Origin of the sequence: Nitratireductor rhodophyticola (assembly GCF_019891355.1) — a bacterium.
Classification (GTDB): Bacteria; Pseudomonadota; Alphaproteobacteria; order Rhizobiales; family Rhizobiaceae; genus Nitratireductor; species Nitratireductor rhodophyticola.
In genome coordinates this window covers 971,151-997,109 of record NZ_JAHSSF010000001.1, presented here as the reverse complement: position 1 = coordinate 997,109, position 25,959 = coordinate 971,151, and the positions used below count along the sequence as shown (strand labels likewise).

The window sequence follows — 25,959 nt, the reverse complement described above, 5'->3', positions numbered from 1 at the left end:
ATGACCTTCTACACGGTTGAAGACCTGGACAAGCTGTCCGGGCCGCACATCCAGCGTGCATGGTTCGCCCATGTCGCTTTGCCGTCTGGTGAACGCCGACTTCACACGGGGCTGGGGCCGGTCGAGATCGGTGGGCATGTGTGGGAGGGAGTCAGTGATCCATTCGGCGGGCAGCTTGTTTCGGTTGGCTCGATTGAGGAGCCTCGCTTCGGGCAGGCACCGGCTGTCGATGTTGTGATTTCTGGCGCGAACCGGGAATTCCTCAAGACGGTTTGGGATGACCGTCATGCGGTCGAGGGCGCGCAGTGCGACCTCTACTTCGCGACCTTCGATGCTGAGACCGGTGAAGCGATCATCGGGCTCAAGAAGCTCTATCCAGGCAAGATCACCGCCCCGAAATTCGCATTCGTCGGCGTGGCAATACGAGCGATTCAGAAGCGCATTGTCTCGATTTGGGAGGGCCTGAACTTTCCGGCCGCCGGTGCGCAGTGGTCTCCGGCCGGTCAGCGTCAGCGCTACCCCGGTGACAAGGGATTGGACTTCATCAACGCGCCGATCATCGAGGATTACAAGAAGTGACGGTCTCGGTTGAGCAGAGAGAGCGTGGTGAGCGCCTGCGGGCAATCGCTGATGCTCTCAAGGGCAAGCCGGTGGAATGGGGTGTCGATGATTGCTCCACGTTACCTGCCCAATGGGTGGCCGAGGTCGCCGGCCGGGAGTTCGACTGGCCGTTTTACGACACTGAGGAAGAAGCGGCGCGCATCATCGCTGAAGCCGGTGGTCTGGTCGAGGTCTGGAAACCCATCACGCGCAAGCTAGGACTGGTTGAGCGCCATGACACGCCGGAGATTGGCGACATCGGCATCATCGACACCAGCCTCGGTCATGTCGGAGGTATCTGGCTGCACGGCCAGACCTTTATCTGGCGGGCCGAGGAGGGCGTTCGCATCCTCGGTGTCCGCTCGCACCGCATCGTGAAAAGCTGGCAAGTCTGACATGAAATTCAGAGCTGTTATTCTGGCCGCTGGCATTATGCTGGCGACCCTCTCGCCTGCCTATGCCTTCGTGGCAATTGGCTCGGCGGTGATTTCGGCATTTCTAGCAGTTGGTGCCGGTGCTCTGCTGCCTTCGGTGGGTGCAGCAGCAATCGGCCTCGCAACGGTAGGCATTGCTGTCACGGCCGCCCAGGTGGCGCTACAGGCCGCGCTGTTCGGTCGGCAGCCATCAGTCGACCCGAACGAGATCAAAAACACCACACAAGGCAAAGAAGGGCCGGGGCGCTATGCCTTTGGCCGCGTGCGTCTCGCTGGCACTGTCGGGTTTGGCAATACGGCCGGATACGACATCTATCGCCTTCTGCTGCACTGCTTTGGCCCGCTCTCTGCAATTGAGGAGTATTTCTACGATAAGCTCTCGGTCACGGTCGACCCTGACGGCGCAGTCACGTCGCCGCCTTGGGCGCACAGTGGCGGCTCCAATCTCTACCTCAAGACAAAGGTCGGCGATGGCTCAGAGACGGCATGGCCGGAGCTTATGGGCGATTTCCCGTCACTCTGGAAACCGGAACATCGTGTTCGCGGAATCGCACAGACCCTGATCAGAGCGATTAATCCGGGAACTGGCAGTGACCGCTTTCTCCGACTGTTTCAGGGTGGCATCAAAGCCGTCGAAATAACGGCCCGAGTTGGCGAGTTCTACGATCCGCGTGACAACTCGACGGATTGGTCGATCAACGGCGTACTGCATGTCCTGCATTGGTGGCGCCGGCTTCCGGGTATGCGGGATACGCACATCGACTTCGATGCCATTGAGCCAGTTGTGACGCAGGGTGAGGCGTTGGTGCCCACCCTGACCGGCACTGCCCCGCGCTGTCAGCTCTCGGGCGGATGGGAAGGGCCGCTCACCTACGACATCGTTGAGGACATGCTGGAAAGTGCGGGACTCGAGGTCCGGGAGACCGGCGAGGGCAAAGAGACACTTGCCTTCATCGAGGACTGGCCGGAACCCGAGATCACGTTTTTGAACCGGCACATCATTGACCGGTTCCCGCAGGCCGGGCCGGAAGGGGCAAAACGACCCAACGTTTGCAAGTTGCGCTACTTCTCTCCCGAGCGTGGGTTCGAGATGGCGGAAATTGACCTGACAGATGCGCCTTGGGCGAGGGTGCAGCACGAGATCGATGTCTATGGCGAGCAGGAGTTCCCGGTCGATCTGATCTTCTGCTGCAACGCCAGCCAGGCACAGAGGATCGCGCGCAGGCTGTTTCTGATGGCTCGGGCTGACTTCGGGGTCATCAAGACCACCATGGCCGGCGTTGCGGCATGGGGGAAGCGTACGGCACTTATCGAGATACCGGACGTTGGCGAAGATGGCGCCAGCATCATGGTTCGAGCACGCACGCAGCCGGTTCGCGTGGATGACAACGAGGGCGAATGCGAGATCGCCTTTCACATCATCCCGGATGAACTTTCGGTGCCATGGGACCCGGAAACAATGGAGGTTCCCGCACCGCCCATTCTTCCAGAGTTCCAATATGAAAGCGATCTGGACACGCCGGACATCCTCGACGCTGCTCTCGTGCAATATCCGAGCGGCACCTATGAGCTCCGCCTCCAGTATACGCACCCTTCCGGGGGCTCTACTGCCGAAGCAAGCTATCGGGTCTATACGGGCGGTCTTCCGGACGCGTGGCAGGGAATGACGGAATGGGATGATTTTGAAGCGTCGGGGGGAGCGGTGCCAACTGACAGACCCGCGTCAGTCTGGTTTGCGCGCGCACCGGTGAACGCACTTGGCAAAGACGCCGATCTGCGTGTTCGTTGGTTCAACGGCGATGGTGATGCCTCGTATTTCTCCGATCCAGAGGAGATGCGACCGGCCAGCATCGACAACACGCAGCCGAACCCGCCTGCGGTCCACGGAAGCCCCATTCAGCCCCAGTATTTTGGCACGAAGGACATCCAGGTGGTGCAGTTCGTACTTCAGCACCGCACGCGCCCCATTAGCGCAGGTGCCTGGGGACCTTGGGAGGACCTTGCCAGCAACGATCAGGTTCGCCCCGGAGAAGATGTGACGGTTGTCGCGCCGCCGGTTGACGATCCCGATCTCGAAGAGCGGCGCTTTTTGGCTGTCACGTCGAACGGTACCCGCAGCGCACCCTACTACCCGTAATTCCTGATCCCTGATCCAGCCACCGCGGCCCGCGCGCCTCGGCCGGCAAAGCCTATCCAAAATCGGAGATACTTCATGACGCTTTTCACCAAGCTTGGCGTTGATATTGCTGCGCCTGCCGATGCGGCCGGAAACCCGCGCAATGTCGTCAATGGCGAAATGCAGACGTGGATGACCGAAGTCGAGAAGGTCATCGACCTTGCAGTCACTGGCGGCGATCTCCTGGTCTTCGACAGCCTTGCCGCGCTGGATGGTGACCTCGACCACCCGGCCAATACCGGCGCCATCCTCATCGGCGAGAGTATTGCCGACGATGGCCTCTACATGAAGCAGGGCGCGTCCGGCTCAGGCTCGTGGGTAAAGGTCGGCAATGTTCCGGGTCAGGGCTTTGTCAAAGCCACCAACGCAGGGACGGGAACGGCAAACGCGATTGAAGCCACAACGCCCGTGGCCGTGAACGAAACCCAACTGATCCTCCTGCCTATCGTGGCGGAGAACACGGGCTCTCCTGTCACCGTGGCCTTCAACGGCGCAACGTCACTAACGGTGAAGACCGTTGCCGGAAACGATGTGAGCGTTGCGGGCCTTCCGGCAAGCTCCGTGATGCTTGGTGTGATCCAGGGCAGTAATTTCCGGCTCCTGTCCGATCAGGCCAGTGCGGCCATTCAGGCAGCTGCGGAAGCTGCACAAGTTGCGGCGGAAGCTGCACTGAGCGAAATGCGTGAGAAGTCTGCCGGGCCCTTTCCGGATGACGCTGCAGCCGATGCCTTTCTGGCTGGCGAAGGTCTGACGAAACAGCCTGGAACGATCTATTTCAATACCGCCTCTGATGTATGGAGGTATTGGGATGGTAGCGCGTGGCAGACTTTCCCATATGCGACCGTGGCAGATGGCGCCATTACCACATCAAAACTCTCTGATGGTGCTGTCAGCACCAGCAAGCTTGCCGACGAAGGAATTACCCGGGGTAAGCTCTCGGCAGAGCTATCGCAAGCGATCGCGTCCACGCCTATGCTCTTCGGTGCTTCCGGAGGAGGGTTGGTTGATGATGCCTCCGCGATAAACACTGCAATAGCTTCATTGCCTGCCGGTGGAGTTCTGGATGGTCTCGGTAAGACATATCGGGTCGACAGTACTCTCGCGCTAAAGGCAAACATAAAAATCCGAAATCTGGTGCTGGATTTTTCCAATGCCGCGAATGGCGACAAGTTGTTTGAGGCTTCGGGAACTATGGGCGGCGACCTGGCGCTCAGTTCCGACGCAACCACTGGCGCAAGCTCTGTGTCACTCTCGTCAGTGGCGGGCTTGGCCGAAAATGACTATCTCTGGATATCATCTGATGGTGAATGGTGTGCTCTCGATGGTACCACCTTCGGCGAGATGGTACGTGTCAAATCCATTGCCGGGTCTGTCGTCACTCTGACTGCGCCTCTCGCATACTCTTACACCATTGCGGACAACGCAAAGGTCAATAGGCTCAACTTTCTGGAAGATATCGAGCTAGAAGCTGTAGAGGCGTTCGGCTCGGGCGTCGCGGGTGAGCAGTATGCAGCCGATCTAACCCTGTTGAGTGGTTTAACCATCACGGGTTGTCGCTTCGCTGACTTCGATGATCGCGCTTTGATGATTGGCCGAACGGCTCACGTAAATATCCATAGAACGCGTTGCGAACGTGCCCTCCGCGCCGGCCTTGCTTATGGCGTCGCCATCGTCAATGGGTGTCACTGGGTCAACATTACGGAATGTTCCTTTGAGCGCGTTCGACACGGTGTCACTATTGGCGGCACAGACGGAGTGAACAGACATATAACTGTCCAGAATAACAATGCTTTTGGCTCGGTCGAAGCCGGATTCGACTGTCATCCCGCTGGTGACCACATCAATTTCATTGACAATTATATCTTCGTAGATGGAGCTGTTACCGTGGACGGTATCATCGTTCAGGGCGGCAATGCAGAAATCACTGGCAATACAGTGCGTGGGGCAAAACGCTATGGCGTCTTCCATCAGGTTCTTTCGGATTTCGGGGCGGTAACTTCAATTGTTTCGGGGAACGATGTCGCGGGCGCTGCTGGCAACTATGGCGTCTTCGTAAATGCACAGGGCGCCTCCGTCATCGAGAGCGTGATCATCAACGGAAATACCATCCGGGACTATGTCGGCGGAATCTTCCTCCGCGCACAAACGGCGATTATCAATAGTTTTTCGATTGTCGGAAATTCGTACTACGAAAGCAGTGCTGGCACAACTCAGGCAATCAAGGTCGAAAGCCAGTCGACAAACACGTGCAATGATGGAGTCATTTCCGCCAATTCGGGGCGGGTGGCGGCGGGGGGCACTGGGATTTACCTTGTCGCCGCGACAGCCGGATACATCCAATATGTAGCCGTTTCTGGTAACTCGATCCGCGGTGGCGCATATGGCTGCCGAGGCGTGAATACTAATCGCATCAATACGAATGGCAACGTCTTCTATGGCACTACAACGGCCGGAGTATCAGTCGCAGGGGCAGAATCCATAGAGGGCGGCAACCTCACTTGACCTCGGTTGGGGGCTCATTGTTGCGCGCCTTCATGGCCGCTTCGTATTCAGCCTGGCGCGCAAGCCCTTCCTCCATCATATGCTCATCCATGAAGTCCGTGCCCGTATGGAGCTTCATCTGGTGACCGCAGTCCGGGCAGTCTTCGACGGGGAGGAAGTAGAGATCGCTGTGGCCGCATTGAGTGCACTCGAGGAGAATGTCTGGCTCCGGCACTACCGGAAAAAGCTGGACGATGTTTTCTGACATGAAACCTCCCGTTCACCGGTCATTCGTTGACGGGTTGGTGTGTATCCAGTCGCGAATAGTCGCCACCATAGTCTGTGCGGACTTCCCGTCGCCGTATTCTACGATATCAGTTCTTGGCTCATAGGTTTCAGTGATCCAGAGTCGGTTCCAGCCTGCGCTGACAGTCTCTGTCCATTCCGTCTCACTTCGCAACGTAACGCACGGGACGCCGTGAAAATACGCTTCTTTCTGGAGTCCTCCAGAATCAGTGAAAACCATGGATGCGTTCTTTGCCAATGCGATCATATCTAAGTAGCCGAGGGGCTCAATGGCACGCACGCCGGGGCGCTGTATCGAGATGCCAAACTTCTCGGCAGCAAGCCTCGTGCGCGGATGCACAGGAAGAACAACCTCGTTGCCGTTCGCACACTCGACCATAAAACTAACCGCTCGTTCAATAGCCTCTGCCGACGCCGTATTGTCTGCGCGGTGGAGTGTAGCAGCGCAATACGCTCCGGGTTCCAAGCCCAGATCCTCCAGTAGGCTCGATCGCTCGGCTGCAATTGGGGTGAGCGCTAACGTGGCGTCGAACATTAGGTCGCCCACTTGGTGAACGCCTTGCGTTATGCCTTCGTTCTTAAGGTTCTGGACTGATGTGGAGGTAGGACAAAACAACAATGTGCTGAGATGGTCCACCAACACGCGGTTGATCTCTTCGGGCATTTGGCGATTGAACGACCTCAACCCTGCCTCGACATGTATCACGGGGATATTGAGCTTTGCGGCAGCCAAGCCGCCCGCGAGCGTAGAATTGGTATCCCCATATACCAACACCGCATTTGGCGCCTCATCGAGCAGGATGCGCTCAATTGCCGCGAGCATATCTCCTGTCATCCTAGCGTGAGACCCGCCGCCAATGCCGAGGTTATAGGCTGGTGCGGGCAGAGCCAATTCATTGAAGAACACGTCGGACATATTTGCATCGAAATGCTGACCAGTATGGATTGAAATCTCCTGGAAATCGGCGTTTTGCGCGAGCTCCAGTGAAAGGGGAGCTGCCTTGATAAACTGTGGTCTTGCACCGACTACAGTGGCGATTCTTATGTTGGACAAGGAGAATACCCGCCTAGCGTTTGGTGTGGTTGAAAAAAAACTTGTTGCAACTGTTAGCTTGGCTTATCGCGCTGGCAATTGTAAGCACTGCGCGGAGCGATAGCTGACGGGGATTCGATGTCGAACACAAGCCCACATGTAGTTTCGATGGTCTACAATCGAGTTGCCGGCGACAGTCGGGTGATTAAGACCGCGCAGGCCGCATTGAATGCGGGATATAGTGCAACGATTGTCGGTGTGACAAGCGCTACGAGTGTCGAGAGGGCGGAAATCGAGGGTGTCCCGGTGGTGCTGGTACCAAATCCATCCGGCAGTCTTGGGAAATTGGGGCTCTGGGGACATGAACAGCACGACGATTTGCGTCTGCTGATGGGGTTTTATGTCCGACGCGCAATTCCTGAAATTCTAGACCTCAATCCAGATATCATCCACTCCCACGACATGATCGGTCTGAAGATCGGAGCCGCGGCAAAGCACGCTCTCTTGGCAAGTGGACACGACATACCCTGGGTGCACGACCTGCACGAGTTTGTCGCAGGCTTGGAGGGGAATGCAAGATCCGTAACCTACAAGCCAATATGTCTGGGATGGGAGCGCGAATACCTTATTCTGCCAGACAAGCTGACCACTGTAAGTGATCTTCTCGCATCGAAGCTTGTGCGGCGCTACTGTCTAAAGGAAGCGCCTCAGGTCACTTATAACGTGCCAGTCGCGGGCGCATTTTCGTCTACGGGGCGAGATGTTCGATCCGCCCTTGATTTGCCGTCAGGTACACCTTTGGCAGTGTTTGTCGGCGGAGCCACTCCATTGCGTGGGTGCGACACCATTGTTGACGCATGTGCGCAAGTTGAGGGGTTGCATCTCGTCTTCGTGAGCCAGGGCAAGTACGTCGAAGAGATGAAGTCTCGCGCACAACGGATGGGGATGAGTGGCCGCTTTCACACGCATCCATACGTCCCGAGTGATCAGGTTTCATCATTCATCCGCTCGGCAGATTTGGGAATTCATGGGCTCGTACACTACGGCAATGCTCAAGTGGCGCTACCAAACAAAATGTTTGAATACCTCCATGCTGACCTTCCCATGGTGCTCAGCGACGTTGAGAGTATGAAAGCGTTCATCGATGAGTACGGGGTTGGCGCGACATTTGAGGCCGGCAATGTGACCTCTTGCGCAGATGCGATTCGGACCGTGCTTTCTAAGCGCGAGAGTTTCCGGAGCCGGATCGATGCGGGCTTGAAGCTGAGATATTGCTGGGAGCGGCAAGAGGAGAAGATTCAAGAGATTTACGATCATCTCCTGAAGGAGCGCAGAGATGAGGTCGCAGTTGAGCGGCGTAAAGCGGCGGCTCAATGGGAAGTAAATGAATCGGCCTCTTTGGACTCTGCTTTCTCATGCCGTTTGGCCGAGGTGATGCGCCGGGCACAAATACAACAGGAAAAAGCAGCAAAGATCGCTCGCCCGCTGCAGGCCTTAAACAACGCGGCTCCAATGTCGAAAACTCAGACTAAGTCGAGCGTGGGAACGTTTATGAATATTGCCAAGAACGAGGGATTGCTTCACGCTTTTAGGCGGGGGATAACCCGAGTGTTTGGATGAAGAACTCTAGTCATCCTTGCGGGTGCCTGAGAACAGATAAATCCTCTCGTTCGATGGAAGTAGAAACTCTTCAACTTCTAGCTCATTGAGCAATGGGCTGTATCGATCAGAAACGTGCTCGGGAGTTTGAAAAAATCGAACGTGCCCGAAGGCATAAAAGCTAGGGACTGAACACAGGCAGAAGACGCCCGGTCTGATCCGTTGGAGCAACTGGATGTCACCGTCGACGTGCTCCAACACCTCGGTGCAGACGACCGCATCGTAATCGTGTGAGGTCAAGAGCTCAGAGTTCTGCGCATCTCCACAGTGAAATATGTAGGGCAGCCCGCGTGAACTTGCCTGTTGAACCGCGACATCACTGAAATCCAATCCGTGATAGTTACCGTCCCAACCGGCGTGGAGGAATGCTGCAAACTGGCCGGGCCCGCAACCTATGTCCAGAACCTTCGTAGAGCCTGCGAGACAAAGTTTCTCTCGGATCCTGGTCCACATTTCGGCATAGGGCGTGTCTTCTCCGGCCTGTCGGTAGGCGTCTGACTGTTGATACACTCGATCATAGTACTCGGCAGACGCTTCGATTGAAGAGTTGTTCGATTCTTGCCATTTGCGCAGTTCCTCGACTGCCGCTGCCCATCCTTTGTTGCTCGGATCAAGTCGAGCAGCTTGGTCATACGCCTTGAGCGCCTCGCGCTTGTTGCCTATCCGAACGTGTGCATTGGCAAGACGAACAAACCACCACGCAGGTGAATCAGGGCCTTTCAAGCCAATGGCATGTGAATAGAGTGATGCCGCGTCGACATCATAACCATCTTTCTCAGCCTTCCTTGCTTGCCGAGCTAGGTCGTTCGGGTTCTGGTTTTTCAATTGATTGGAGCTTCCCACACCACCTACCCATGATCACGCATTTCTCCGATCGATTAATATGGCACTGAAATCGGTGCGAGTCATTCGACATTGCTGGTGGATTTTCTAAGCAGCGCCAACGAGCGAATTGTTGGGGTTCACACCTTAAGGCTTGGGGCGCTCAAGGGGGGGGATTTTCGCTCGCTGGCGGCCGAAGGTAGGTTCTCGAACTGGCCCCGGCACTGGTGCGATGACGTAGGTCGGCCGACGCTTCGGAGGGCGGCTCGTCAGCGCCGGCCGGGCGGTCCGGGTCAGGTCCGCCGCGGGATCAAATGGCAGACCTCCCGTGCTGATTGCGAATGACATTCTGTTGCGCACGGTAATTCAGAGCCACGGAGCCGGGCGCGTGCTCGGCCGATAGTCACCTCAACCCAATTCAGAATCATTGCGAGACCGTGCCCACCGGTGCGGCGCTTTCGCATGGGCTCATCATCAGAAAGGAAACGATATGGACCGCACGGTTCCCGCCGGCGCGGCGCTGCTGCTTGCATTCGTCTATGAGACAGAAACGAGCCTCACGCCGCCTGAATGCTATGAAGTGATCTATGGTCATCGACAGGACCGCTTGTCGAAGCCGCTCACACGGATGACTGTGGACGAGGTGATCGCCGCACAGCGCAACTGGTCGCGCCGTCATAGATCGTCAGCGGCCGGTGCGCCGCAGTTCATCCGCAAAACGCTGATGGGGCTTAAGGAAGAGCTCGGCCTTCGCGGCTCTCAGATATTCGATGCGAACCTGCAGGACAGGCTTGCCTATCACCTGCTGATCCGCCGCGGTTATCACCAGTTCGTCAATGGTGAGATCGATCGCACCGAGTTCGGTCGGCGCCTCGCGGGCGAATGGGCGTCTTTTCCTGTGCTGGATGCCACGCGCGGCGCGAAACGACAAGTGCGCAGGGGAGAGAGCTATTATGCCGGTGATGGCCTGAACAAACAACTGGTCTCGCCTGAGGAAGTTGAGGCGGTTCTGGATAAGGTCTATGCCCTGGCAAACACCAAGGCTCACAAGCCCGAGCCCCGCCCGCAGCCGGAGGGAAAGCCTGAGCCTGTTGCCAAGTCGAAGCGCTTCTGGACTTGGTTGCTGACCGGTATTGGCGCTCCATTTGCCGCGCTGGGCGACCTGCACCCGGCGGCCCAAATCACAATCGTGGTTCTCATCGCTGGCTTTGCAATCTACGCGATCTCCAGCATGCCGGCCGTGCGCAAGAAGCTAGGGCTGGCGTCATGATCGGCGCCAGTCTGGTCTACAAAGCCCTGTTCTCGAAGCTGGGGCAGGCGCTGGGAGCGGTTCTGCTGGTGTTGGCGCTGGCGGGCGGCATCTACCGCTACGGCCACCACCGGGGACGTGTGGACGAACAGGCCGCGTTTGCTGCGAAGATCAATCAGGAAAACGAGGAGGCCGGCAATGCGGCTGAAGACTGGCGTGTTCGCTATCGCCGCTGCGCTGAGCGTGGCCGCATGTTCGACTTCGCGACCGGTACCTGTGAACCGTGAAGGGCTTAGACAGGTAGCCGGGACATCATTGATCGGCGCAAAGGGTAGAACTGAAAACGATCAGATGGCAATCGATGAGACGGTGGCCGGGCTCTGCGCCAGTGGAGTTTGGACTCGATCCGAGTGTGAGCGGCACGGACGGTAGGAGCGGGCGCAGTGGCAGAAAACATCACATGGGAAGCGCTGTGGGCGGTTGTGGGCGTGATAGCGGCTATCGTGGCCTGTAGCTTTGCAATCTGGTGGCGTATCGAAAGCCGCATGGATTGGGCCAAGAACGACGCGCTAGAGAAGGTAAGCGAAGTCAATGATAAGATCGACGAGTTGCGGAGCAAAGTGGAGATGACGTCAGCTCATCTGGCCGAGCACAAGATCGAAGTCGCTCAGAAATACGCTACCAAGGCCGGCATGTCAGAGCAGATGAATGTGCTCGCTAAAATTGTGAAAGATGTAGGCGAGCGCCTCGACAAGCGTCTTGATGGGATGACAGAGAGGTTGGACAGGGTCATCGAAGCCAGAAACAAGCTGCCGCACTAGGGCGTAGATGGCTCGGTCATCTTAGCACAGATAAAGTCCGGCTATTTGGATGACGCGCCAACGGCTACACGTACCAGATGTGCTATTCGCTTGCCTGTCACTCAGTACCGCTATATGTCCGCCTTTTGCTAGGACTGCGCGCCGGATAAGGGAGAATCGAATGACCAAAAAGGTATTGATCACAGGCGGAGCGGGTTTTGTCGGTTCAAACCTCTCTCGCTATCTGACGTACAAGGGGGGCTATGATGTGGAAGTCCTGGATAATTTTTTTACGGGAAAGCGTGAAAACCTAGATGGCTTAGATCTGAAGATCACCAAAGGAAGCGTTGCCGACAAGGAGGTTGTCGCTGAGTGCGTCAAGGGGAAGGACATCGTCTTTCATCTTGCGGCCAGAAACGTTATTGTTTCAAATATGCATCCAATTGAAGATATTGAGACCAACATTATTGGGACTTACAACGTATTCGATAGCTGCCTACGAGCTGATGTTCCGAGAGTTGTCTACTCGTCTACTTCGTCTATATACGGTAATCCGCAGTATCTCCCGGTTTCTGAAAACGTGAGCTTCCAATTTCTAAACAATTACTCTGTTAGCAAATATACAGGTGAAGCTTACGCGCAATGCTTTTGGGAGCGCGAAATGCTTCCAATTTCGGTAGTGCGCTACACAAATGTATATGGCTTTAAGCAGGATCTGACAAATCCTTATAGTGGTGTAGTCGGGAAATTCATCCATTGGGCGCTGAGAAACGAAGAACTGAAGGTTCACGGGGATGGATATCAGACGCGCGACTTCACCTTCATTGAAGACGCATGTGAAGGCACTTTGATGGCTGCGTTGTCGCCTCGAGCTATTGGTCAAGTCTACAACATTGGCAGCGGCGTTGAGACCAGCGTGAACCAGCTCGCTGACACCATCATACAACTATGTGAATCTCGTTCCAACATCACTCATCACGAGCGCCGTGACATCGATAATATTCGTCGTAGGGTGTTAAATGTCGAGAAAGCACGTTTGGAACTGCGCCACTATCCCAAGTTTGGGCTAGTTGAAGGGTTGAAGGCTACTGTGGAATTTGAGCGTGACCTTATGGATCGAGGTTCGAGCGCGAGAAAAGTTGTTTAGGCTGAAATATTATGTCCACTAAAGCTCTAAGCGCGGAATCAACTACAGTACAGATTTCCGAGACACCCTGTCAGCGCAGAGACATTGCGTACATTGTTCTTAATGGCGTATTCGATGACGCACGAGTTCTAAAGACAGCCTACACAGGGCGTGATCTCGGTTACAATGTTACAATCTATGGCATGACAGGCTCCCGGGAGAGTGACGACACCGAGCTTAACGGGGTTCGAGTACGCAGAATTGCGAATCCGCGCTTCGGGCTGCCGGACTCTGCATGGCCGAGTGACCCTGAGAAAAGGGATATGGTGCGCTTTGTGCGCCTTGCGGCAGAGCGTATGTGGACACTCCTGAAAGTAGATCGACCCGCGCTACTGCACACGCACGATATGTACGGACTTTATATCGGGGCCTACTGTCAAAATCACTTCGGAGACCTTGAGTATTTTTTGCCATGGGTTCATGATATTCATGAATATGCAGATGGCTTAACTACTATTCCAAAGAATTACCAGGATGTTGCGCGGCAGTTTGAGGAAGATTTCATACGGCAGCCGGAAGCACTAATTACCGTATGTGAGCCAATATCAGAGATACTAACGGAAAAATTCCGCTTGGCCGTGCGCCCGAGCGTGGTTCTTAATTGTCCGTCGCAGCGAAGAAAGGGCAGTCGGGAAATTCGGTCGGCCCTCAACTTGCTCTCAACTGATAAGATTATTGTTTATAGTGGTAATCTTGGTTCTCGGGAAAGGGGGGCCCATTCTCTCGTAGAGGCACTCCCATTTTTAGCGAAGAACGTGCACGCGGCGTTCGTCTCCTCGAGCGCAGGGCCCGTAGTAAAGGGGCTCGAAGAATTAGCATTGGAACTCGGGGTTGCCGATCGAGTGCATTTTCATCCGTATGTGCCCAACGATGAAGTAACTTCGTTTTTGCGCACCGCGGATGTTGGCTGTCACCCAATGACCCATTTCCCAAACGGCGAAGTAGCTCTGCCGAACAAACTCTTTGAGTATATCCACGCTGGTATTCCAGTCGCTGTGTCAGACGTCCAGGAAATGAAGAGATTTGTGACTCGCACAATGGTCGGTGAGGTGTTCGCGTCTGAAGACCCTCATGACCTAGCGCGAGCTGTGTCGAGTGTCTTGGAGAACGCTGACGTCTACAGATCGCGAATTACTGAAGAGTTGAAGAGTAAGTATTCTTGGGAGGAACAGGAGAAGAAGGTCCGAGATACTTACCGTAGCCTCCTTGAGCTTGATGCGAGGGGCGAACGCCGAAAAGCCGGCGCAGCTCGCTCTGTCGCGACTGCCCGCATTTTTCACGGTCCCGTTTCGGTCGCCGGGCAGCCATGGATGATTGCCAATGCAGAGCGTGGAATTGGGTTGCAGTCTGACCACGTGTTGCTCTACCCGAGCGGTATTGCTCGAGGTTATCCTGCGCATCGAACTCTTGCCGTTCGAAGCGGCTTTTCAACCTGGTCAAGTGTCTCGCGTGTGCTGAAAGAGTACGACCTCTTACATCTGTATACGCGACCGTTGGTGCAAAGAACTGGCGCTCATCTTTTCCCTTCAGGGAGCGACCTGCTTATGGCTAAGGCAATGGGCATCCCGACGGTGATGCATTTTCAAGGATCAGAGGTCCGGCTTGCCAGTAGTTTTCGTCAGAAGAATCCGTTTCATTGGCTTGATGAAGACGACAGCGTTGCGCAGAAAATCCCTGAGCGCGCTCAGCTAAAGTTTATCGATCTCTGTCGCGCCCTATCAAGCCGAATGATAGTTCTCGATCCCGAGCTGCGCACGTACGTACCTGACGCTCAGATTGTTGAGAGGGCGATAGATCTAGGAGAATGGCAATATGTCGGGCCTGCGCACGAAAGTAGACCGCTTGTCGTCCATGCACCTTCGAATAGGTTGTTCAAGGGCACGAACTACGTTCTTCAGGCGGTTGAGGAGCTCAAAGGGGAGGGGGTCCAGTTTGACTTTCAGTTGTTGGAGGGGCTTTCGAACGACGAGGTTCGCAACGTGATGCAACGTTCCGACATCGTTGTTGATCAATTACGAATAGGCTGGTACGGGGTCTTGGCCTGCGAGGCCATGGCATTAGGCAAACCGGTAGTTGCTTATATCCGAGATGACTTGGTTGATAATTTCGATGGAAGAATGCCGATCGTCAACTGTAGTCCCAACTCGATCAAGGAGACTCTTCGAAGGCTGATTTCAGATCCTCAGTTGAGGAAAGAGCAAGGGCAAGTCTGAACCGCGCCGGGTTTGCCGGAGGCCATTTGGTTTAAGTTATGCGGCCACGGCCGTTTGATCGAGCATGGCGTAATATTGTTCCTCAGCTTCAGCCGGAGGGATGTTTCCTATGGGCTCCAGCAAGCGCCGGTGATTGAACCAGTCGACCCATTCGAGTGTTGCGAACTCGACGGCTTCGAAGCTTCGCCACGGCCCGCGCCGATGAATGACCTCGACCTTGAAGAGACCGTTGATCGTTTCGGCGAGGGCATTGTCATAAGAATCACCGACGCTGCCGACCGACGGTTCGATCCCGGCCTCGGCCAGTCGCTCGGAATAGCGAATGGACACGTATTGAACTCCCCTGTCGGAGTGGTGCACGAGGCCGCCGCCGTAGGCGGGACGCCGATCATGAAGCGCTTGCTCCAGGGCATCGAGAACGAAGGTCGCATGCGCCGTCCGGCTGACGCGCCAGCCGACGATACGCCGGGCAAATGCGTCGATGACGAAGGCGACGTAGACGAAGCCCTGCCAGGTGGCCACGTACGTGAAGTCCGAAACCCAGAGCCTGTTCGGCGCCGGTGCCTTGAATTGGCGGTTCACACGGTCGAGCGGACTGGGGGCCGACTTGTCCGGGAACGTCGTTTTGACCGGCTTGCCACGAATGATCCCCTGAAGCCCCATAGCCCTCATAAGCCGTGCCACCGTGCAGCGGGCAACATCGAAACCCTCCCGCTGCAATTGCCGCCAGACCTTGCGCACACCATAGACCCGGAAGTTCTCCTCAAAGACACGGCGTATCTCGATCTTCAGAGCGATATCGCGGCGAGCGCGGGACGACAGACGATCCACGTCCACCCGCTTGGTGATATTCTCGTAATAAGTCGACGGGGCAATTGGCAGAACTCTGCAAATCGGCTCGACCCCGAACACCGGGCGATGTTCATCGATGAAGGAAATCATCGCTTCAATGGGCGGTCGAGCTCCGCCTGGGCAAAATATGCTGACGCCTTGCGCAGGACCTCGTTGGCCTGACGAAGCTCACGGTTCTCCCGCTCCAGGGCCTTCATCTTCTCGGTCATCTCCGTCGGGATGCCGGCCCGCGCACCACTATCAACCTCGGATCTCTTGACCCATTCGTTCAGCGTGTGCGCAGAGCAGCCGATCTTCGCCGCAATCGATACGATCGCCTGCCAGCGAGACCCGTGCTGGCCTTCATTGTCCAGCACAAGGCGAACCGCCCGCTCGCGGACTTCAGGGGAAAACTTGTTCGTCGTTTTGCTCATCGTGCTCCATCCTACTCAGGAGTTGGAGCCTCCGGCAAACCCGGCGCGGTTCAGTCGGTCGATCTTTCGCGGAAGAAGTGCACGACTCGAAGGTGATAGCCTCGAAGTTCCAAAAGATATATGAAGAGTGCTTTAACCGTACATCAGATTTGGACTTCGATGTCGATGCTCTGATCCGCTGGTTCAAGTATCAGGAACGGCCTGAGACGATCATTCCTGCCGCTGAGCGGGCCAAATCCAATTCAGCGCACGTCAACGGACAAGCCAGTTCGCACGAGTCAACCGACGAAGTTGCCTATCTGCGAGAGCGCTTAAGGTTAAAGCAGGAAGATTATAATCGGCTTCGGGACAGGTACCTTAGCACCAGGGCTAAGGTGGATACGGGGTCATCTATGTTGCGTCGCTTGGTAAAGGGGGTCCGGCGCCGCATGCCTATTTAGAGGTTTGGTGCATCGGCGTTCTGGGAGGAATGCGTGATGACTGAGAGAGTACTTCAAGGAGTTACGGGGCAGGCCGCACAGCCTGGCGCTTATGCTATTGGACTGCGTGAAAACGGTGTGATCGCGGACACGTGCTCAATTGTTGAGCACAAGTTTGGGTACCGTAGTGACATCTTCGTAGAGACCGAAGGAAAGCCTCTTAACGATGTCTTCAATATATTGAAAAAACTCGCAGAGAATTACGACATTTTTCACTTTCATGGGCGGAGTTTTATAAATAAGTGGCCCCTACAGGGTTTTCCTGCGTTCCAAGACATTATTTTTCTAAAATTGCTTGGAAAGAAGGTGTATTTTCATTTTCCCGGGCAGGAAGTTCGATTATCCACCGTATTTGCTGATGTGAACCCCTATCACTATGTAAGAGAACTTAGGGATATATTCATTCATCAACCCGACAGGATTAAAGTCTTAATGCGGGATTTTCTGGTGTCAATTTGCGATGCCGTATTTGTGTTGGATCCTGAAATTCTCACCTACGTTCCTGGCGCTCAAATTATGCCCAGGGCCCTGCACGAAGCAGATTGGGAGTATTCAGGTTTTAATCAGAACAAGCGCCCCCTCATCGTTCATGCTCCGTCGAGTAGAAAGATTAAGGGGACTGATGCATTCTTGGCTGCTGCTGATCAGCTACAATCTGAGGGTTGCCGATTCGATGTTAAGTTGATCGAAGATGTGCCGTATTCTGAAGCAGTGTGCGCGTATCGAGAGGCTGACATTATTGTCGATCAGCTTCGGATTGGTTGGTACGGGGTCCTCGCGGTTGAAGCTATGGCGTTAGGCAAGCCAACGGTCGCGTACATCCGAGATGATCTGTGGAGGGACCACGGATCGACCCTACCGATTGTAAACGCCAATCCAGACAATGTGGCTGACGTTCTTCGTGTGCTTATCAAAGACAGTAGCCTTCGTATGCGAATCGGGTTGAGATCTAGAGAGTACTTTCTTGCTGAACATACTGCAAAGAAGGTTGGGGCTGAATTACTAGAAGTATATAGAAGACCTTTTTGCAATCCTGATTTGAGTAGTTTGGCAAATTTTCTGGTCCATCAGAATTTTGCGCGTGATAAAGTTTAATAGTCTATTTACTCTTAATAAATTGATTTTTTATTAATTTTTAGTTATGTGGTGTTTAAGCTTCGCTTTGCATACAATGATTAGTGAGATGGTTCCCGCCCCTTAATCATGGATACTAACCCGGCACATCCGGCGGGTCGACAATCATAAGCTTGTCGTCGGGCAGGGGGCGTTGCAGCTTCTTTGCTTCTTCCCATGGCTCGGTCAGCCATGCAGTCATTTCGTCTTCCGTGGTTAGGATTACCGGCATCGCCTTCTTGTGGACCGGGGCGACGACGCTGTTCGGCTCCGTGGTCAGGAAGCCATAGACCTCATGATCGTCCGGTTCCTCACGCGCCATGCGCTTGCCGTGCCATGGTGTCCAGAGGCCGGCGAAGACGAACAGCGGCCGCTCCTCATTCAATGCGAACCATGCGTTCGGCGTTCGCTTGTCGCCTTCCTTCTTGCTGGCGGGATCGGGTTCGGCGAAGCTCGTGACCGGCACAAGGCACCGGCTATCCGGCGACAGCCATTTTCGCCAGTGGGCGGATGAAGTGTTTCGAATGTTCGTGACGCCGCTGTCGTGCTGCCCCTTGATGAACATGGGCGGTGTCGGCATGCCCCAGCGGGCGCGCACCATTTCCCGTTCTCCATCCTCTCCTAGGCGAACGATCGGCGCATAGCGGTTCGGATAGACCTGTAGGGACGGCTCATTGAAGGCGTATTCTCGCGTCGTTTTGATGAAATCGCGGATCGCCTGGCGCGTCGAGGTCATGTTGTAGAGATTGCAGATGGTCGCCTCCCATTCAGATCGGCCGGCCTAGAGCCAGGTGGTGATGAAGGTGGGGTTTGCGTGGATGTCGATCATCTCCAGCCGGTCAGGCCCCATGTTCTCGAAGCGGTGCGGTGTGTCGGCCGGCGCCACGAGAATATCGCCCTCGAAAGCTACGATGACCCTGTCACCCACGAAGAAGCGCGCGCGGCCCCTTCTGACAATGAACGTCTCGGCATATGGATGGGAGTGAAGCGCCGGGCCGTATCCGATCGTGTCCGTCTCGTTGAAGATGATCGAGACGCCACTACCGGTTTCGGGCCGCTCCCATTCACCATTCCAGCGTTCCGGATCCGGTCGCCATGTCAATTCATCGGTGGAATGCTCGCTCATTGACCCGCCCGATCGTCACCTTGGCCATTGGTTGATGACCATGATGATATTGCCGCGGGTGTTTTGGCAACTCCTGCATTTCAGGCGCTTTGACAGGTCGGCGGGCATGGCATCCCGGCCATAGCGCCGCTCAAGGACTTTCCTGTCGAGCTCGCCTATCGATTTGCAGCGCCGGCAGACGGCTCCGAGCACGTAATAGGGCTGGATGTCCTTCAGACGGATAAAACCGTCACGGGTGAAGAAAACCACCTCTGTCAGGTGGAGTGGTTTGAACTGGCGCATATGGCGGCTCCGCAGAACATGTGCCGCATCGTTGTTTCCTTCATCGACGCGCCGCCCCGGCACGCACAAATCCCCAACTGACAGACCGCTCCAGCGCTTCTATGCGTCCGGAGAGGTAATCCCGCTCGCCCAGAAGCGCGATGACGGCCTCGCGCGGATCGCCCCCGCAGGCTTCTATGATGGCATCGGCCGCCGGCGCATAGGGATCGGGCTCGGTCTGTGGCTTCACTGAATGGTCCACGCGCCATCTCCCAGATCGTTCTTTGCCATTTCAGCGGCGTGCTTCTCGTCCGGCTCAATGCACCAGGTGGACGGCAAGTCGGCCTTGCCGGTGGCAAAGCGCTCAAGGATTTCCTGCTTGGCGTCCTCATCGTCCGGCAGGAGCGAGGACAGACCGTCCGGCTTTCCGAACCAGCGCCAGGGCTCGACGCAGATGTGCATCACCCCATCGATGCGTTCGAAGCGATAGGTGCAGCCGGAGCGCTCGATAAGGCGCTCGACGGCTTGTTCGATAGACAGGCCCGATTCGTCCTCGAACCCGTCGTCATCTTCCATGTTGAAGACGGTGTAGGTGGTCATGCTGTTTCTCCATCAGAAGGCCAGATCGTAATCCAATCCCTCTTGACGAGTCCAGAGTTTGTTCCATTTTTGTTCTCGTCACGCATGCGGCGACGTGACGACCGAAAACGAGATGGAGAAACCAATGTCACGCCGCAAAGGAGAGCCGACCGGGGCTCAGATCGACCGCACCCACCCGCACCAGGTTGGGATCCCTGATCACAAGGTGATGGGTGCAAATTACGAAGTCGTGCATGGCTTCTGCAAAGGCTTGTCCCTGCATAACAGGACGCAAACCGCATTCGCCGGATGGGCCGGGCCGAGAGGCTGCTACTTCATCATCTTCTGCTTTGCAGAGAAGGAAGACGCGGAGCTGTTCGCGGCCGAGTTTGAGGGCATTCCGTTCGATCCGAAGCGGGATCGAGGGAAGGGGGACCGCAAGCGGTTTTGGGATCTGGCCCCGAACAGGAATGCAGAGCCAACCGAACTCACGATCAAACCAAAGCGCAACGATCAACAGGTTTCCGAGCGCTCAACGCGAAGATGATCTCCGGCCTCAGGCTGAGAGCGTTTCATAAGTCGGAGTGAGCCAGAATAGGGTAAACTATTGGGGAAAAGAGATCTATTTATCAAAAAAAGATATAATACCATAAACATTAATGTAATCAGGGGCGTATTGTCATATAGAAAGATGGGTATTTCAGAATTTTAGATTCAATTAAGCAATGGTGATCGTCATTTCGATTTCAATCAATAAGTGGTTGATAGAATCGAGTTTCACGATAACAGTATGTCCGAGTCAGTGAGCCGGCTGACGATTTCGAAATTTGAAGCATATTACGGAGAGATGGTGATGCCGATTAGAGGCACGGAAACCGGGTTGGTTGAATGTAACCGCATACGCAGGCGCCATAAATTTCTTATGACAGGTGTGGCATTGCTGACCTTGGCAACGACATCTCACGCTGCAAATTTTACTGCGTCTAGCGAAGCGGAGTTGGCGAGTGCGATTTCACTTGCTCAGGCGAGTGGAGACGCGTCATCGACCATCACTCTCACCAACAGCTTTTCAATCACGGGTCCATTGCCGGTCGTCAATGATAAGAACATCTCGATTGAAACAGGGGCGAACACCCTGTCGTTCTTCCCTGCTACGGACCTTAACGTCGCTGCTGGCGCCTCACTTACGATTACTGGAAACATTGCCGGCACGGGTGACGCCCTCAACAAGGTTGGAGAGGGGGCGCTCACGATATCGAGCACAGCTTCAGGGTTCGCCCGGTTCCACGTAAACGGAGGGAGTGCAGTTATAAACAGCGGTGGAGATACCGAACTCTCGACGTCAAACAGCACTACGTTCGCCCAGCTTGATCTGTCTCGATCTGACAACGCGGTTTCGAGCCTGACGGTAACCGGGACTGGCACACGCCTGCTCGCCTCGGGAACAGGTACAGTGGACCTAAGCATGGGCATTTCATCGCAATCGACATTGTCGATTAAGGATGGTGCTCACTTCATCGCCAATGGCGGTACGCGGGTCCACTCAACCAGCTTTCGTAACGCCAAAGCCTCGATTTATGTGAACGGCGCGGGCTCGCGGTATGAAACGACCGGCATGACTATGGCAAATGGCGAGACGCTCTTACGCGTCAGTGAAGGAGGTACAGTCAAGGTCAACGGCAGTACTCACATCGGTGGTGCGTTGCAAGTCTTTGACACTTCCGATGCCAGGTTGGAAATAACCGGGCCAGGCTCCAGATACGAGTCTGACGCCATCACCGGCTATCAGGGCTCGATCTCAGTTCTGGATGGTGGTGTACTTTCTGGAACAGATGTCGAGATCGCCTTCAAGCGGGTTAGGACTGTAGTGCCCGGGTTCGATGTTCTGGTGTCCGGCGGTGGATCTCAGATGATTGCCGATACGCTGCGAGTGGGTCAGAATGGTCGGGGCACTCTGACCATCTCTGATGGCGGCACCGTGGTTGTTGGCAGTGGTGGTGCGCCATTGATCCTCGGAAGTGCCGATGCAAACAGCGAAGCTGTGCTGAACATCGGTGGTGCGGTCGGGCAGCCGGCCTCAGCAGCAGGAACGCTTGGTGCGTCGGGCATACAACTCGCGACCAACAGTGAAGTAAACTTCAATCACACCGAGGAAGCGTACGGCTTCGACATCGCGATCACCGGCGATGGAGCCATCAATCATACCGGTCCCGGGAAAACGATCTTTACCGCGGATCAGCTCGGCTTCGGCGGGCTCGCCACTATCCACGCGGGTACGTTTGAAGTGAACGGCGTTCTGGGAGGAACCACGGAAGTTCGTGGCGGTATTTTGTCTGGCACGGGCACGGTTGGCGCAACCACCAACTATGCTGGTGGCACGATCGCGCCAGGCAACTCAATAGGCACGCTGACGATCGACGGAGACTACACCAGCAATGGCGGCGCGCTGGAGATCGAATCCGTGCTCGGGGATGATGCTTCTGACACCGACCTTCTTGTCATTACCGGTAACTCAATTCTGGGTACGGGGGCGACACAGGTGCGAGTTACCAATCTTGGAGGAGCTGGCGCCCCCACCGTCGAAGGTATTCGCATTGTCGATGTTGCAGGCACTTCAGACGCAAATGCGTTTGTCCTGTACGGCGATTATGTGTTTGAGGGTGACCAGGCGGTGGTCGGGGGGGCTTACGCCTACCGGCTCTATCAGAATGGAGTGAGCACACCCACAGATGGTGACTGGTATCTGCGGTCGTCACTTCTGCCCGTGGCTCCTGACCCGACGCCCGCTCCGACACCCAGCCCAACACCGCTTTATCAGCCGGGCGTCCCAATCTATGAAACCTACGCAGGTGTCCTGGGCAGCTTCAATTCACTTGAAACCCTTCAGCAGAGGGTCGGCAATCGCATGTGGTCCGAAACCACATCGGACAATTCCGGCGTATGGGGCCGCATCGTGGCCAGCCACAGCAAGATTGATCCCAAGGCCTCCACAAGCGGCGCGGAATACGATCTGGATCTGTGGAAGATGCAGGCGGGAGCAGACGGTCTGATCCACGAGAATGAGAATGGCCGCTTTATCGGTGGTGTCTCGGTTCACTACGGAACGGTCTCATCGGATGTCACATCCCTGTTCGGAAATGGATCGATTGATTCGACCGGATACGGCCTGAGCGGCACGCTGACCTGGTACGGTAACTCTGGCCTCTACGTGGATACTCAGGCGCAGGCGACCTGGTTTGATAGTGACCTGGCTTCCAGCACAGCGTCGCGCAACCTTGTTAGCGGAAACAACGGCTTCGGTTACGCACTGGGCGTTGAGGTGGGAAAGCAGATCGCGCTCGACGAAATCTGGTCGGTTACACCGCAGGCGCAGCTTGTCTATTCCGATGTGACCTTTGACACCTTCACGGACGCCTTTGGAGCAGTCGTTGGCTTGGAGAATGGCGATTCTCTGATTTCCAGGCTCGGAATCAGCGTTGATCGGACACAGGAGTGGAATGACCCTGCAGGGAAGGCGCGCCGTAGCCACATCTACGGCATCGCAAATCTCTATTATGATTTCCTCGATGGTTCACGCTCGACAGTTTCGGGAGTCGAGTTCGTCAATCAAAAAGAGCCGTTGTGGGTTGGTGCAGGTGTAGGTGGATCCTACAACTGGAATAACGATCAATACTCCCTCTACGGCGAAGCCTCGCTGAACAGCAGCGTGAGGCATTTCGGCGATAGCTATCAGGTGAAAGCAAACGCCGGGCTCCGAGTGCGCTGGTAGGGAAGCCAACATAAATATCAGACAGGGGCATTGCGCTCCTGTCTGATACATTTAGCTGCATCTGCACGCGGCCTCTATTTCAACAATAATCTCTACAATTCTACTGACATGGTGGTTGCGGTCATCCCCGAGCGCTTCGACCATATCGAGTGTCGAAATCATGAGGCATGCGCGGCCGCTTAACGTGGCCGCGAGGTTCAGGTCTGGGATTGCGCTGGTGGCGCGCAGCAATAGACGTAAGCATCGGACATCATCCGCATGTGAGCGGCCAGATGCAATGTCTCGAAGCTCAGCGAGCTCCCTTTCCGTTCTCACGATGTAGACATGTTCATTCGACAGTGGAGGGTGCCTAAGTGGGGGATCATGGTCTTGCGAAAATGACCATCTGACAGCCCCGTCTTCAGGGCCAAATCAGTTTACACTTGACGGCGGAAAGCCTTGGTTTCGACGGGTGTCAGATGGTGGGTGATGTAAACCGATCCGCTGTAAAGTATTGGCATTTCGGTGAAAATCGTTCCGCCGCCTAGTCTGGGGGTCAAGGGGTCGTGGGTTCGAATCCCGCCGCTCCGACCATTTTTCTTTTCACTTCAAGGTGTTGCCGCGTCTGCAAGAATGCGCCACCCTGTTCGCTTGAACAGCTCTTCGCGGCCATCCACTGCACCAGACGCCGTCCATTGGACAACGTTCCCGGATAGGGCGCTGTCTGGACGATATCCAACGTGGATGAAGCGTTGGAGCGACCGAAATCCGGGTTCCGGTTTTCAGTCCTGAAGCCTGGCGACAACGCGGTCAGCCATTCCAGCGCAACGCGCACCGTCGAATGGAAAGATCGAATCGAAACCGCGCTCGAGTTGCGCTTCGAGTTCGGTGCGCATCTGGCGTCGTGCGCGGTATAATCGCGTTCTCACCGTCACCACATTGAGATTCAGGAGTTCTGCAATCGCACGAACCTTGAGCCCTTCCGTCTCGTGCAGCAGAAGCGGCAACCGAAGATCGGCCGGCAGGTTGGAAACGGCCTGTTCGAGCAGGCTGCGAAGCTGCGAACGCCCCGTGGAGGCTTCGGGATCATTCAGATCGCATCCGGGAAAATTCACAATCTGTGGATTTGATGCTTCGCTCACAGTGTCAAATTCCTCCTGCGGACGCACTTTGCGCTGAAGCATGAGAGCATTGTTGATGGCAATTCTGGTGACCCAGGTCGAAAAGCTTGACCGGCCCTGAAATTCGCCCAGTCGCGTGAAGGCGGAGAGATAGGTCTCCTGCACGGCCTCTTCAGCCTCGGCGTCGCTGGAGACAATGCCTCGTGCAACACGGAAGAGTCGCGGGTTCATCCGGCGGATGAGCTCGCGTATGGCTGCTTCGTCCCTTGAAAGGGCAGCTGCAACCAGCTGCCCCTCCGAACTCTGTGCCAGACCGGGTGTTGCAGATGCTCTGCGTTGAGCCTGAGCGCTCATCCGGCGTCTCCCTCAATGCGACCGCGAGCGAGAATGTCCGGGACTGCCGGAAACACCTCAAGGGCACCGGGCGGCAGGTCGTCAGACGCGCTGCTGGCATCTTCAAACCCCGGTGTATCCGGCTGCCCCACAACGATGCGGCCCACCATTCCCGCCATCTCATGGGGGATGCAATGATAGTCATACACTCCCGGCACATCCAGAACGACCTCGAAACTCTCTTCGGGAAGGAGAAAGCCGCTGTCCCAAGGGGATGCCTTGAGGGGAATGCGGCGCTTCCGGTCGAAGTTTTCAGGATGGTATGCGGTCGCGGTATGGCTGTTGACCGGGTCACGATTGACAAACCGCAATACCGTCCCGGGCGCGACGGCCAGCCCGACAGGCGAAAACCAGATGCGTTCGCCACGCGGTGTTCCGCGCATCTCGATGACTTCAAGCGGCGCTGAATGCAGCGTTCGTGCGGTTGCGAGGGTGGCCGCCAGGCCACCCCCCAACTGGAGGAATCTGCGACGTGACGGTTTCATTTGGCAAGACGCGTTCTGGCGTCCCCATCATGATAGAGCACGATATGCGCGTGCGGTTTGTCGACGCCCGGGTGCCCTGCATTGTAGTAGACCTCTGCACTGCTCACCGTGTGCGATCCGATAGCCAGCCCCTCGTAAGCCGTGCCGTTCTCAAGCTCTTCAAGCGGCGTCATGTAGACGGTGGCGGACAGCTTTCCTGCGTGGTCATAGGAAAGGAATGGCCCGGCCGGAAGGGTTTCCGGGTCGACGAAGAGCGTGCCGAGGCCGGGAATGAACTCCGGCAGCGGCAGCACGTCGCTCACCTGAACATAGGGCTCCCCCGGAGGAGCGGATTTGAGAGCTTCCTCGTCATGGGCAAGAGCCGGCGCGGAAGTCAGAGCAATCGCGGTCACCAGTGCAAAAACTGACGATTTCATTGTTTGTCCTTTCC

The 25,959-nt window shown here is 55.8% G+C and carries 25 protein-coding genes and 1 other annotated feature; of the genes, 13 read left to right on the top strand and 12 right to left on the bottom strand.

The genetic code is table 11. The features are described 5' to 3' along the window. From KUG85_RS04710 to KUG85_RS04695, 4 genes are all read left to right on the top strand, one after another. Nucleotides 1–579, top strand: a complete 579-nt coding sequence (locus KUG85_RS04710; protein WP_223004301.1) for a transcriptional regulator — start codon at nt 1–3, stop codon at nt 577–579. Continuing rightward, nucleotides 576–995, top strand: coding sequence for a DUF6950 family protein (locus KUG85_RS04705; protein ID WP_223004300.1), 420 nt, complete (start codon nt 576–578; stop codon nt 993–995). The genes KUG85_RS04710 and KUG85_RS04705 overlap by 4 nt, the downstream gene beginning before the upstream one ends. Before the next feature lies 1 nt (nt 996). Next, nucleotides 997–3,171, top strand: coding sequence for a phage tail protein (locus KUG85_RS04700; RefSeq protein WP_223004299.1), 2,175 nt, complete (start codon nt 997–999; stop codon nt 3,169–3,171). 75 nt (nt 3,172–3,246) lie between these two features. Next, entirely contained in the window at nt 3,247–5,712 is a 2,466-nt protein-coding gene (locus KUG85_RS04695; RefSeq protein ID WP_223004298.1) for a hypothetical protein, read from the top strand. On the opposite strand, the gene KUG85_RS04690 is transcribed toward KUG85_RS04695, so the two are convergent. Both KUG85_RS04690 and wecB read right to left on the bottom strand, forming a co-directional pair. After that, entirely contained in the window at nt 5,705–5,959 is a 255-nt protein-coding gene (locus KUG85_RS04690; protein WP_223004297.1) for a hypothetical protein, read from the bottom strand. The two genes, KUG85_RS04695 and KUG85_RS04690, sit on opposite strands and share 8 nt — an antisense overlap. A gap of 12 nt (nt 5,960–5,971) precedes the next feature. Then, nucleotides 5,972–7,051: a non-hydrolyzing UDP-N-acetylglucosamine 2-epimerase gene (gene wecB, locus KUG85_RS04685; protein WP_255606252.1), complete on the bottom strand. Its 1,080-nt coding sequence runs from the start codon at nt 7,049–7,051 to the stop codon at nt 5,972–5,974. A gap of 147 nt (nt 7,052–7,198) precedes the next feature. Between wecB and KUG85_RS04680 the strand changes: the two genes are divergently transcribed. Beyond that, a complete protein-coding gene (locus tag KUG85_RS04680; protein WP_223004296.1) occupies nt 7,199–8,650 on the top strand; it encodes a glycosyltransferase in 1,452 nt (483 codons plus the stop codon). Nucleotides 8,651–8,656: 6 nt separating this feature from the next. Here the strand turns inward: KUG85_RS04680 and KUG85_RS04675 are convergent, their stop codons facing one another. Next, entirely contained in the window at nt 8,657–9,514 is an 858-nt protein-coding gene (locus KUG85_RS04675; RefSeq protein ID WP_223004295.1) for a class I SAM-dependent methyltransferase, read from the bottom strand. 487 nt (nt 9,515–10,001) lie between these two features. Here KUG85_RS04675 and KUG85_RS04670 point away from each other — a divergent pair, with 487 nt between their 5' ends. The 5 genes from KUG85_RS04670 (at nt 10,002) to KUG85_RS04650 (ending at nt 14,959) form a co-directional block, all read left to right on the top strand. Next, complete coding sequence (locus KUG85_RS04670) at nt 10,002–10,781, top strand: lysozyme family protein (protein WP_223004294.1); 780 nt, start codon at nt 10,002–10,004, stop codon at nt 10,779–10,781. Next, a complete protein-coding gene (locus tag KUG85_RS04665) occupies nt 10,778–11,047 on the top strand; it encodes a hypothetical protein (RefSeq protein WP_223004293.1) in 270 nt (89 codons plus the stop codon). Before KUG85_RS04670 ends, KUG85_RS04665 begins: the two co-directional genes overlap by 4 nt. Nucleotides 11,048–11,203: 156 nt before the next feature. After that, nucleotides 11,204–11,581, top strand: a complete 378-nt coding sequence (locus KUG85_RS04660; RefSeq protein WP_223004292.1) for a hypothetical protein — start codon at nt 11,204–11,206, stop codon at nt 11,579–11,581. 160 nt (nt 11,582–11,741) lie between these two features. Beyond that, the gene (locus KUG85_RS04655; protein WP_223004291.1) at nt 11,742–12,707 is read left to right on the top strand and encodes an NAD-dependent epimerase/dehydratase family protein; all 966 of its coding nucleotides are present in this window, start codon (nt 11,742–11,744) and stop codon (nt 12,705–12,707) included. An 11-nt stretch (nt 12,708–12,718) separates the two neighbouring features. Beyond that, nucleotides 12,719–14,959 (top strand): glycosyltransferase, encoded by a 2,241-nt coding sequence (locus KUG85_RS04650; protein WP_255606251.1) that lies wholly within the window; start codon nt 12,719–12,721, stop codon nt 14,957–14,959. A 36-nt stretch (nt 14,960–14,995) separates the two neighbouring features. Here KUG85_RS04650 and KUG85_RS04645 read toward each other — a convergent pair. Continuing rightward, nucleotides 14,996–16,224, bottom strand: a protein-coding gene (locus KUG85_RS04645) for an IS3 family transposase (RefSeq protein ID WP_223004289.1) whose coding sequence is annotated in 2 segments (ribosomal slippage) — nt 14,996–15,936 and nt 15,936–16,224 — 1,230 coding nt in all. Because the reading frame shifts where the segments join, the coding sequence is not laid out codon by codon here. After that, nucleotides 15,827–15,943 (bottom strand) — a sequence feature (AL1L pseudoknot). It overlaps the preceding gene by 117 nt. A gap of 476 nt (nt 16,225–16,700) precedes the next feature. On the opposite strand from KUG85_RS04645, the gene KUG85_RS04640 reads away from it, so the two are divergent. After that, complete coding sequence (locus tag KUG85_RS04640) at nt 16,701–17,798, top strand: glycosyltransferase family protein (RefSeq protein ID WP_223004288.1); 1,098 nt, start codon at nt 16,701–16,703, stop codon at nt 17,796–17,798. Nucleotides 17,799–17,913: 115 nt separating this feature from the next. Here KUG85_RS04640 and KUG85_RS04635 read toward each other — a convergent pair whose 3' ends face one another. Genes KUG85_RS04635 through KUG85_RS04615 form a run of 5 tightly spaced genes read right to left on the bottom strand, consistent with a single transcriptional unit; the run spans nt 17,914 to nt 19,803 of the window. Beyond that, nucleotides 17,914–18,570, bottom strand: a complete 657-nt coding sequence (locus KUG85_RS04635) for an SOS response-associated peptidase (protein WP_223004507.1) — start codon at nt 18,568–18,570, stop codon at nt 17,914–17,916. A 27-nt stretch (nt 18,571–18,597) separates the two neighbouring features. Continuing rightward, the gene (locus KUG85_RS04630; RefSeq protein ID WP_223004287.1) at nt 18,598–18,942 is read right to left on the bottom strand and encodes a cupin domain-containing protein; all 345 of its coding nucleotides are present in this window, start codon (nt 18,940–18,942) and stop codon (nt 18,598–18,600) included. 15 nt (nt 18,943–18,957) lie between these two features. Further along, nucleotides 18,958–19,224 carry a hypothetical protein gene (locus KUG85_RS04625; protein ID WP_223004286.1) on the bottom strand — a complete coding sequence of 89 codons (267 nt, stop codon included), beginning with the start codon at nt 19,222–19,224 and terminating at the stop codon, nt 18,958–18,960. A 40-nt stretch (nt 19,225–19,264) separates the two neighbouring features. Further along, nucleotides 19,265–19,465, bottom strand: a complete 201-nt coding sequence (locus KUG85_RS04620) for a hypothetical protein (RefSeq protein ID WP_223004285.1) — start codon at nt 19,463–19,465, stop codon at nt 19,265–19,267. Next, on the bottom strand, nt 19,450–19,803 hold the full coding sequence (locus KUG85_RS04615) for a hypothetical protein (RefSeq protein ID WP_223004284.1): 354 nt from the start codon (nt 19,801–19,803) through the stop codon (nt 19,450–19,452). Before KUG85_RS04615 ends, KUG85_RS04620 begins: the two co-directional genes overlap by 16 nt. Before the next feature lie 124 nt (nt 19,804–19,927). Between KUG85_RS04615 and KUG85_RS04610 the strand changes: the two genes are divergently transcribed. Further along, on the top strand, nt 19,928–20,329 hold the full coding sequence (locus KUG85_RS04610; RefSeq protein WP_223004283.1) for a hypothetical protein: 402 nt from the start codon (nt 19,928–19,930) through the stop codon (nt 20,327–20,329). 243 nt (nt 20,330–20,572) lie between these two features. Continuing rightward, nucleotides 20,573–23,551: an autotransporter family protein gene (locus tag KUG85_RS21075; protein ID WP_255606250.1), complete on the top strand. Its 2,979-nt coding sequence runs from the start codon at nt 20,573–20,575 to the stop codon at nt 23,549–23,551. A gap of 761 nt (nt 23,552–24,312) precedes the next feature. Here KUG85_RS21075 and KUG85_RS04600 read toward each other — a convergent pair. From KUG85_RS04600 to KUG85_RS04590, 3 genes are read right to left on the bottom strand one after another with little or no spacing between them, the layout of a single operon-like run. After that, the gene (locus KUG85_RS04600; RefSeq protein WP_223004282.1) at nt 24,313–25,005 is read right to left on the bottom strand and encodes an RNA polymerase sigma factor; all 693 of its coding nucleotides are present in this window, start codon (nt 25,003–25,005) and stop codon (nt 24,313–24,315) included. Then, nucleotides 25,002–25,529 carry a plastocyanin/azurin family copper-binding protein gene (locus KUG85_RS04595; protein WP_065817699.1) on the bottom strand — a complete coding sequence of 176 codons (528 nt, stop codon included), beginning with the start codon at nt 25,527–25,529 and terminating at the stop codon, nt 25,002–25,004. The genes KUG85_RS04600 and KUG85_RS04595 overlap by 4 nt, the downstream gene beginning before the upstream one ends. Next, a complete protein-coding gene (locus tag KUG85_RS04590) occupies nt 25,526–25,945 on the bottom strand; it encodes a hypothetical protein (protein ID WP_065817698.1) in 420 nt (139 codons plus the stop codon). The genes KUG85_RS04595 and KUG85_RS04590 overlap by 4 nt, the downstream gene beginning before the upstream one ends. Nucleotides 25,946–25,959 lie beyond the last annotated feature (14 nt).

Coding starts and splice junctions, on each gene's coding strand:
- KUG85_RS04600 (WP_223004282.1), bottom strand. CDS start 25,005: ATGAGCGCTCAGGCTCAACGCAGAGCATCTGCAACACCCGGTCTGGCA.
- KUG85_RS04615 (WP_223004284.1), bottom strand. CDS start 19,803: ATGACCACCTACACCGTCTTCAACATGGAAGATGACGACGGGTTCGAG.
- KUG85_RS04625 (WP_223004286.1), bottom strand. CDS start 19,224: ATGCGCCAGTTCAAACCACTCCACCTGACAGAGGTGGTTTTCTTCACC.
- KUG85_RS04630 (WP_223004287.1), bottom strand. CDS start 18,942: ATGAGCGAGCATTCCACCGATGAATTGACATGGCGACCGGATCCGGAA.
- KUG85_RS04650 (WP_255606251.1), top strand. CDS start 12,719: ATGTCCACTAAAGCTCTAAGCGCGGAATCAACTACAGTACAGATTTCC.
- KUG85_RS21075 (WP_255606250.1), top strand. CDS start 20,573: ATGTCCGAGTCAGTGAGCCGGCTGACGATTTCGAAATTTGAAGCATAT.
- KUG85_RS04680 (WP_223004296.1), top strand. CDS start 7,199: ATGGTCTACAATCGAGTTGCCGGCGACAGTCGGGTGATTAAGACCGCG.
- KUG85_RS04710 (WP_223004301.1), top strand. CDS start 1: ATGACCTTCTACACGGTTGAAGACCTGGACAAGCTGTCCGGGCCGCAC.
- KUG85_RS04655 (WP_223004291.1), top strand. CDS start 11,742: ATGACCAAAAAGGTATTGATCACAGGCGGAGCGGGTTTTGTCGGTTCA.
- KUG85_RS04665 (WP_223004293.1), top strand. CDS start 10,778: ATGATCGGCGCCAGTCTGGTCTACAAAGCCCTGTTCTCGAAGCTGGGG.
- KUG85_RS04595 (WP_065817699.1), bottom strand. CDS start 25,529: ATGAAACCGTCACGTCGCAGATTCCTCCAGTTGGGGGGTGGCCTGGCG.
- KUG85_RS04690 (WP_223004297.1), bottom strand. CDS start 5,959: ATGTCAGAAAACATCGTCCAGCTTTTTCCGGTAGTGCCGGAGCCAGAC.
- KUG85_RS04695 (WP_223004298.1), top strand. CDS start 3,247: ATGACGCTTTTCACCAAGCTTGGCGTTGATATTGCTGCGCCTGCCGAT.
- KUG85_RS04700 (WP_223004299.1), top strand. CDS start 997: ATGAAATTCAGAGCTGTTATTCTGGCCGCTGGCATTATGCTGGCGACC.
- KUG85_RS04640 (WP_223004288.1), top strand. CDS start 16,701: ATGACTGAGAGAGTACTTCAAGGAGTTACGGGGCAGGCCGCACAGCCT.
- KUG85_RS04610 (WP_223004283.1), top strand. CDS start 19,928: ATGTCACGCCGCAAAGGAGAGCCGACCGGGGCTCAGATCGACCGCACC.
- KUG85_RS04670 (WP_223004294.1), top strand. CDS start 10,002: ATGGACCGCACGGTTCCCGCCGGCGCGGCGCTGCTGCTTGCATTCGTC.
- KUG85_RS04590 (WP_065817698.1), bottom strand. CDS start 25,945: ATGAAATCGTCAGTTTTTGCACTGGTGACCGCGATTGCTCTGACTTCC.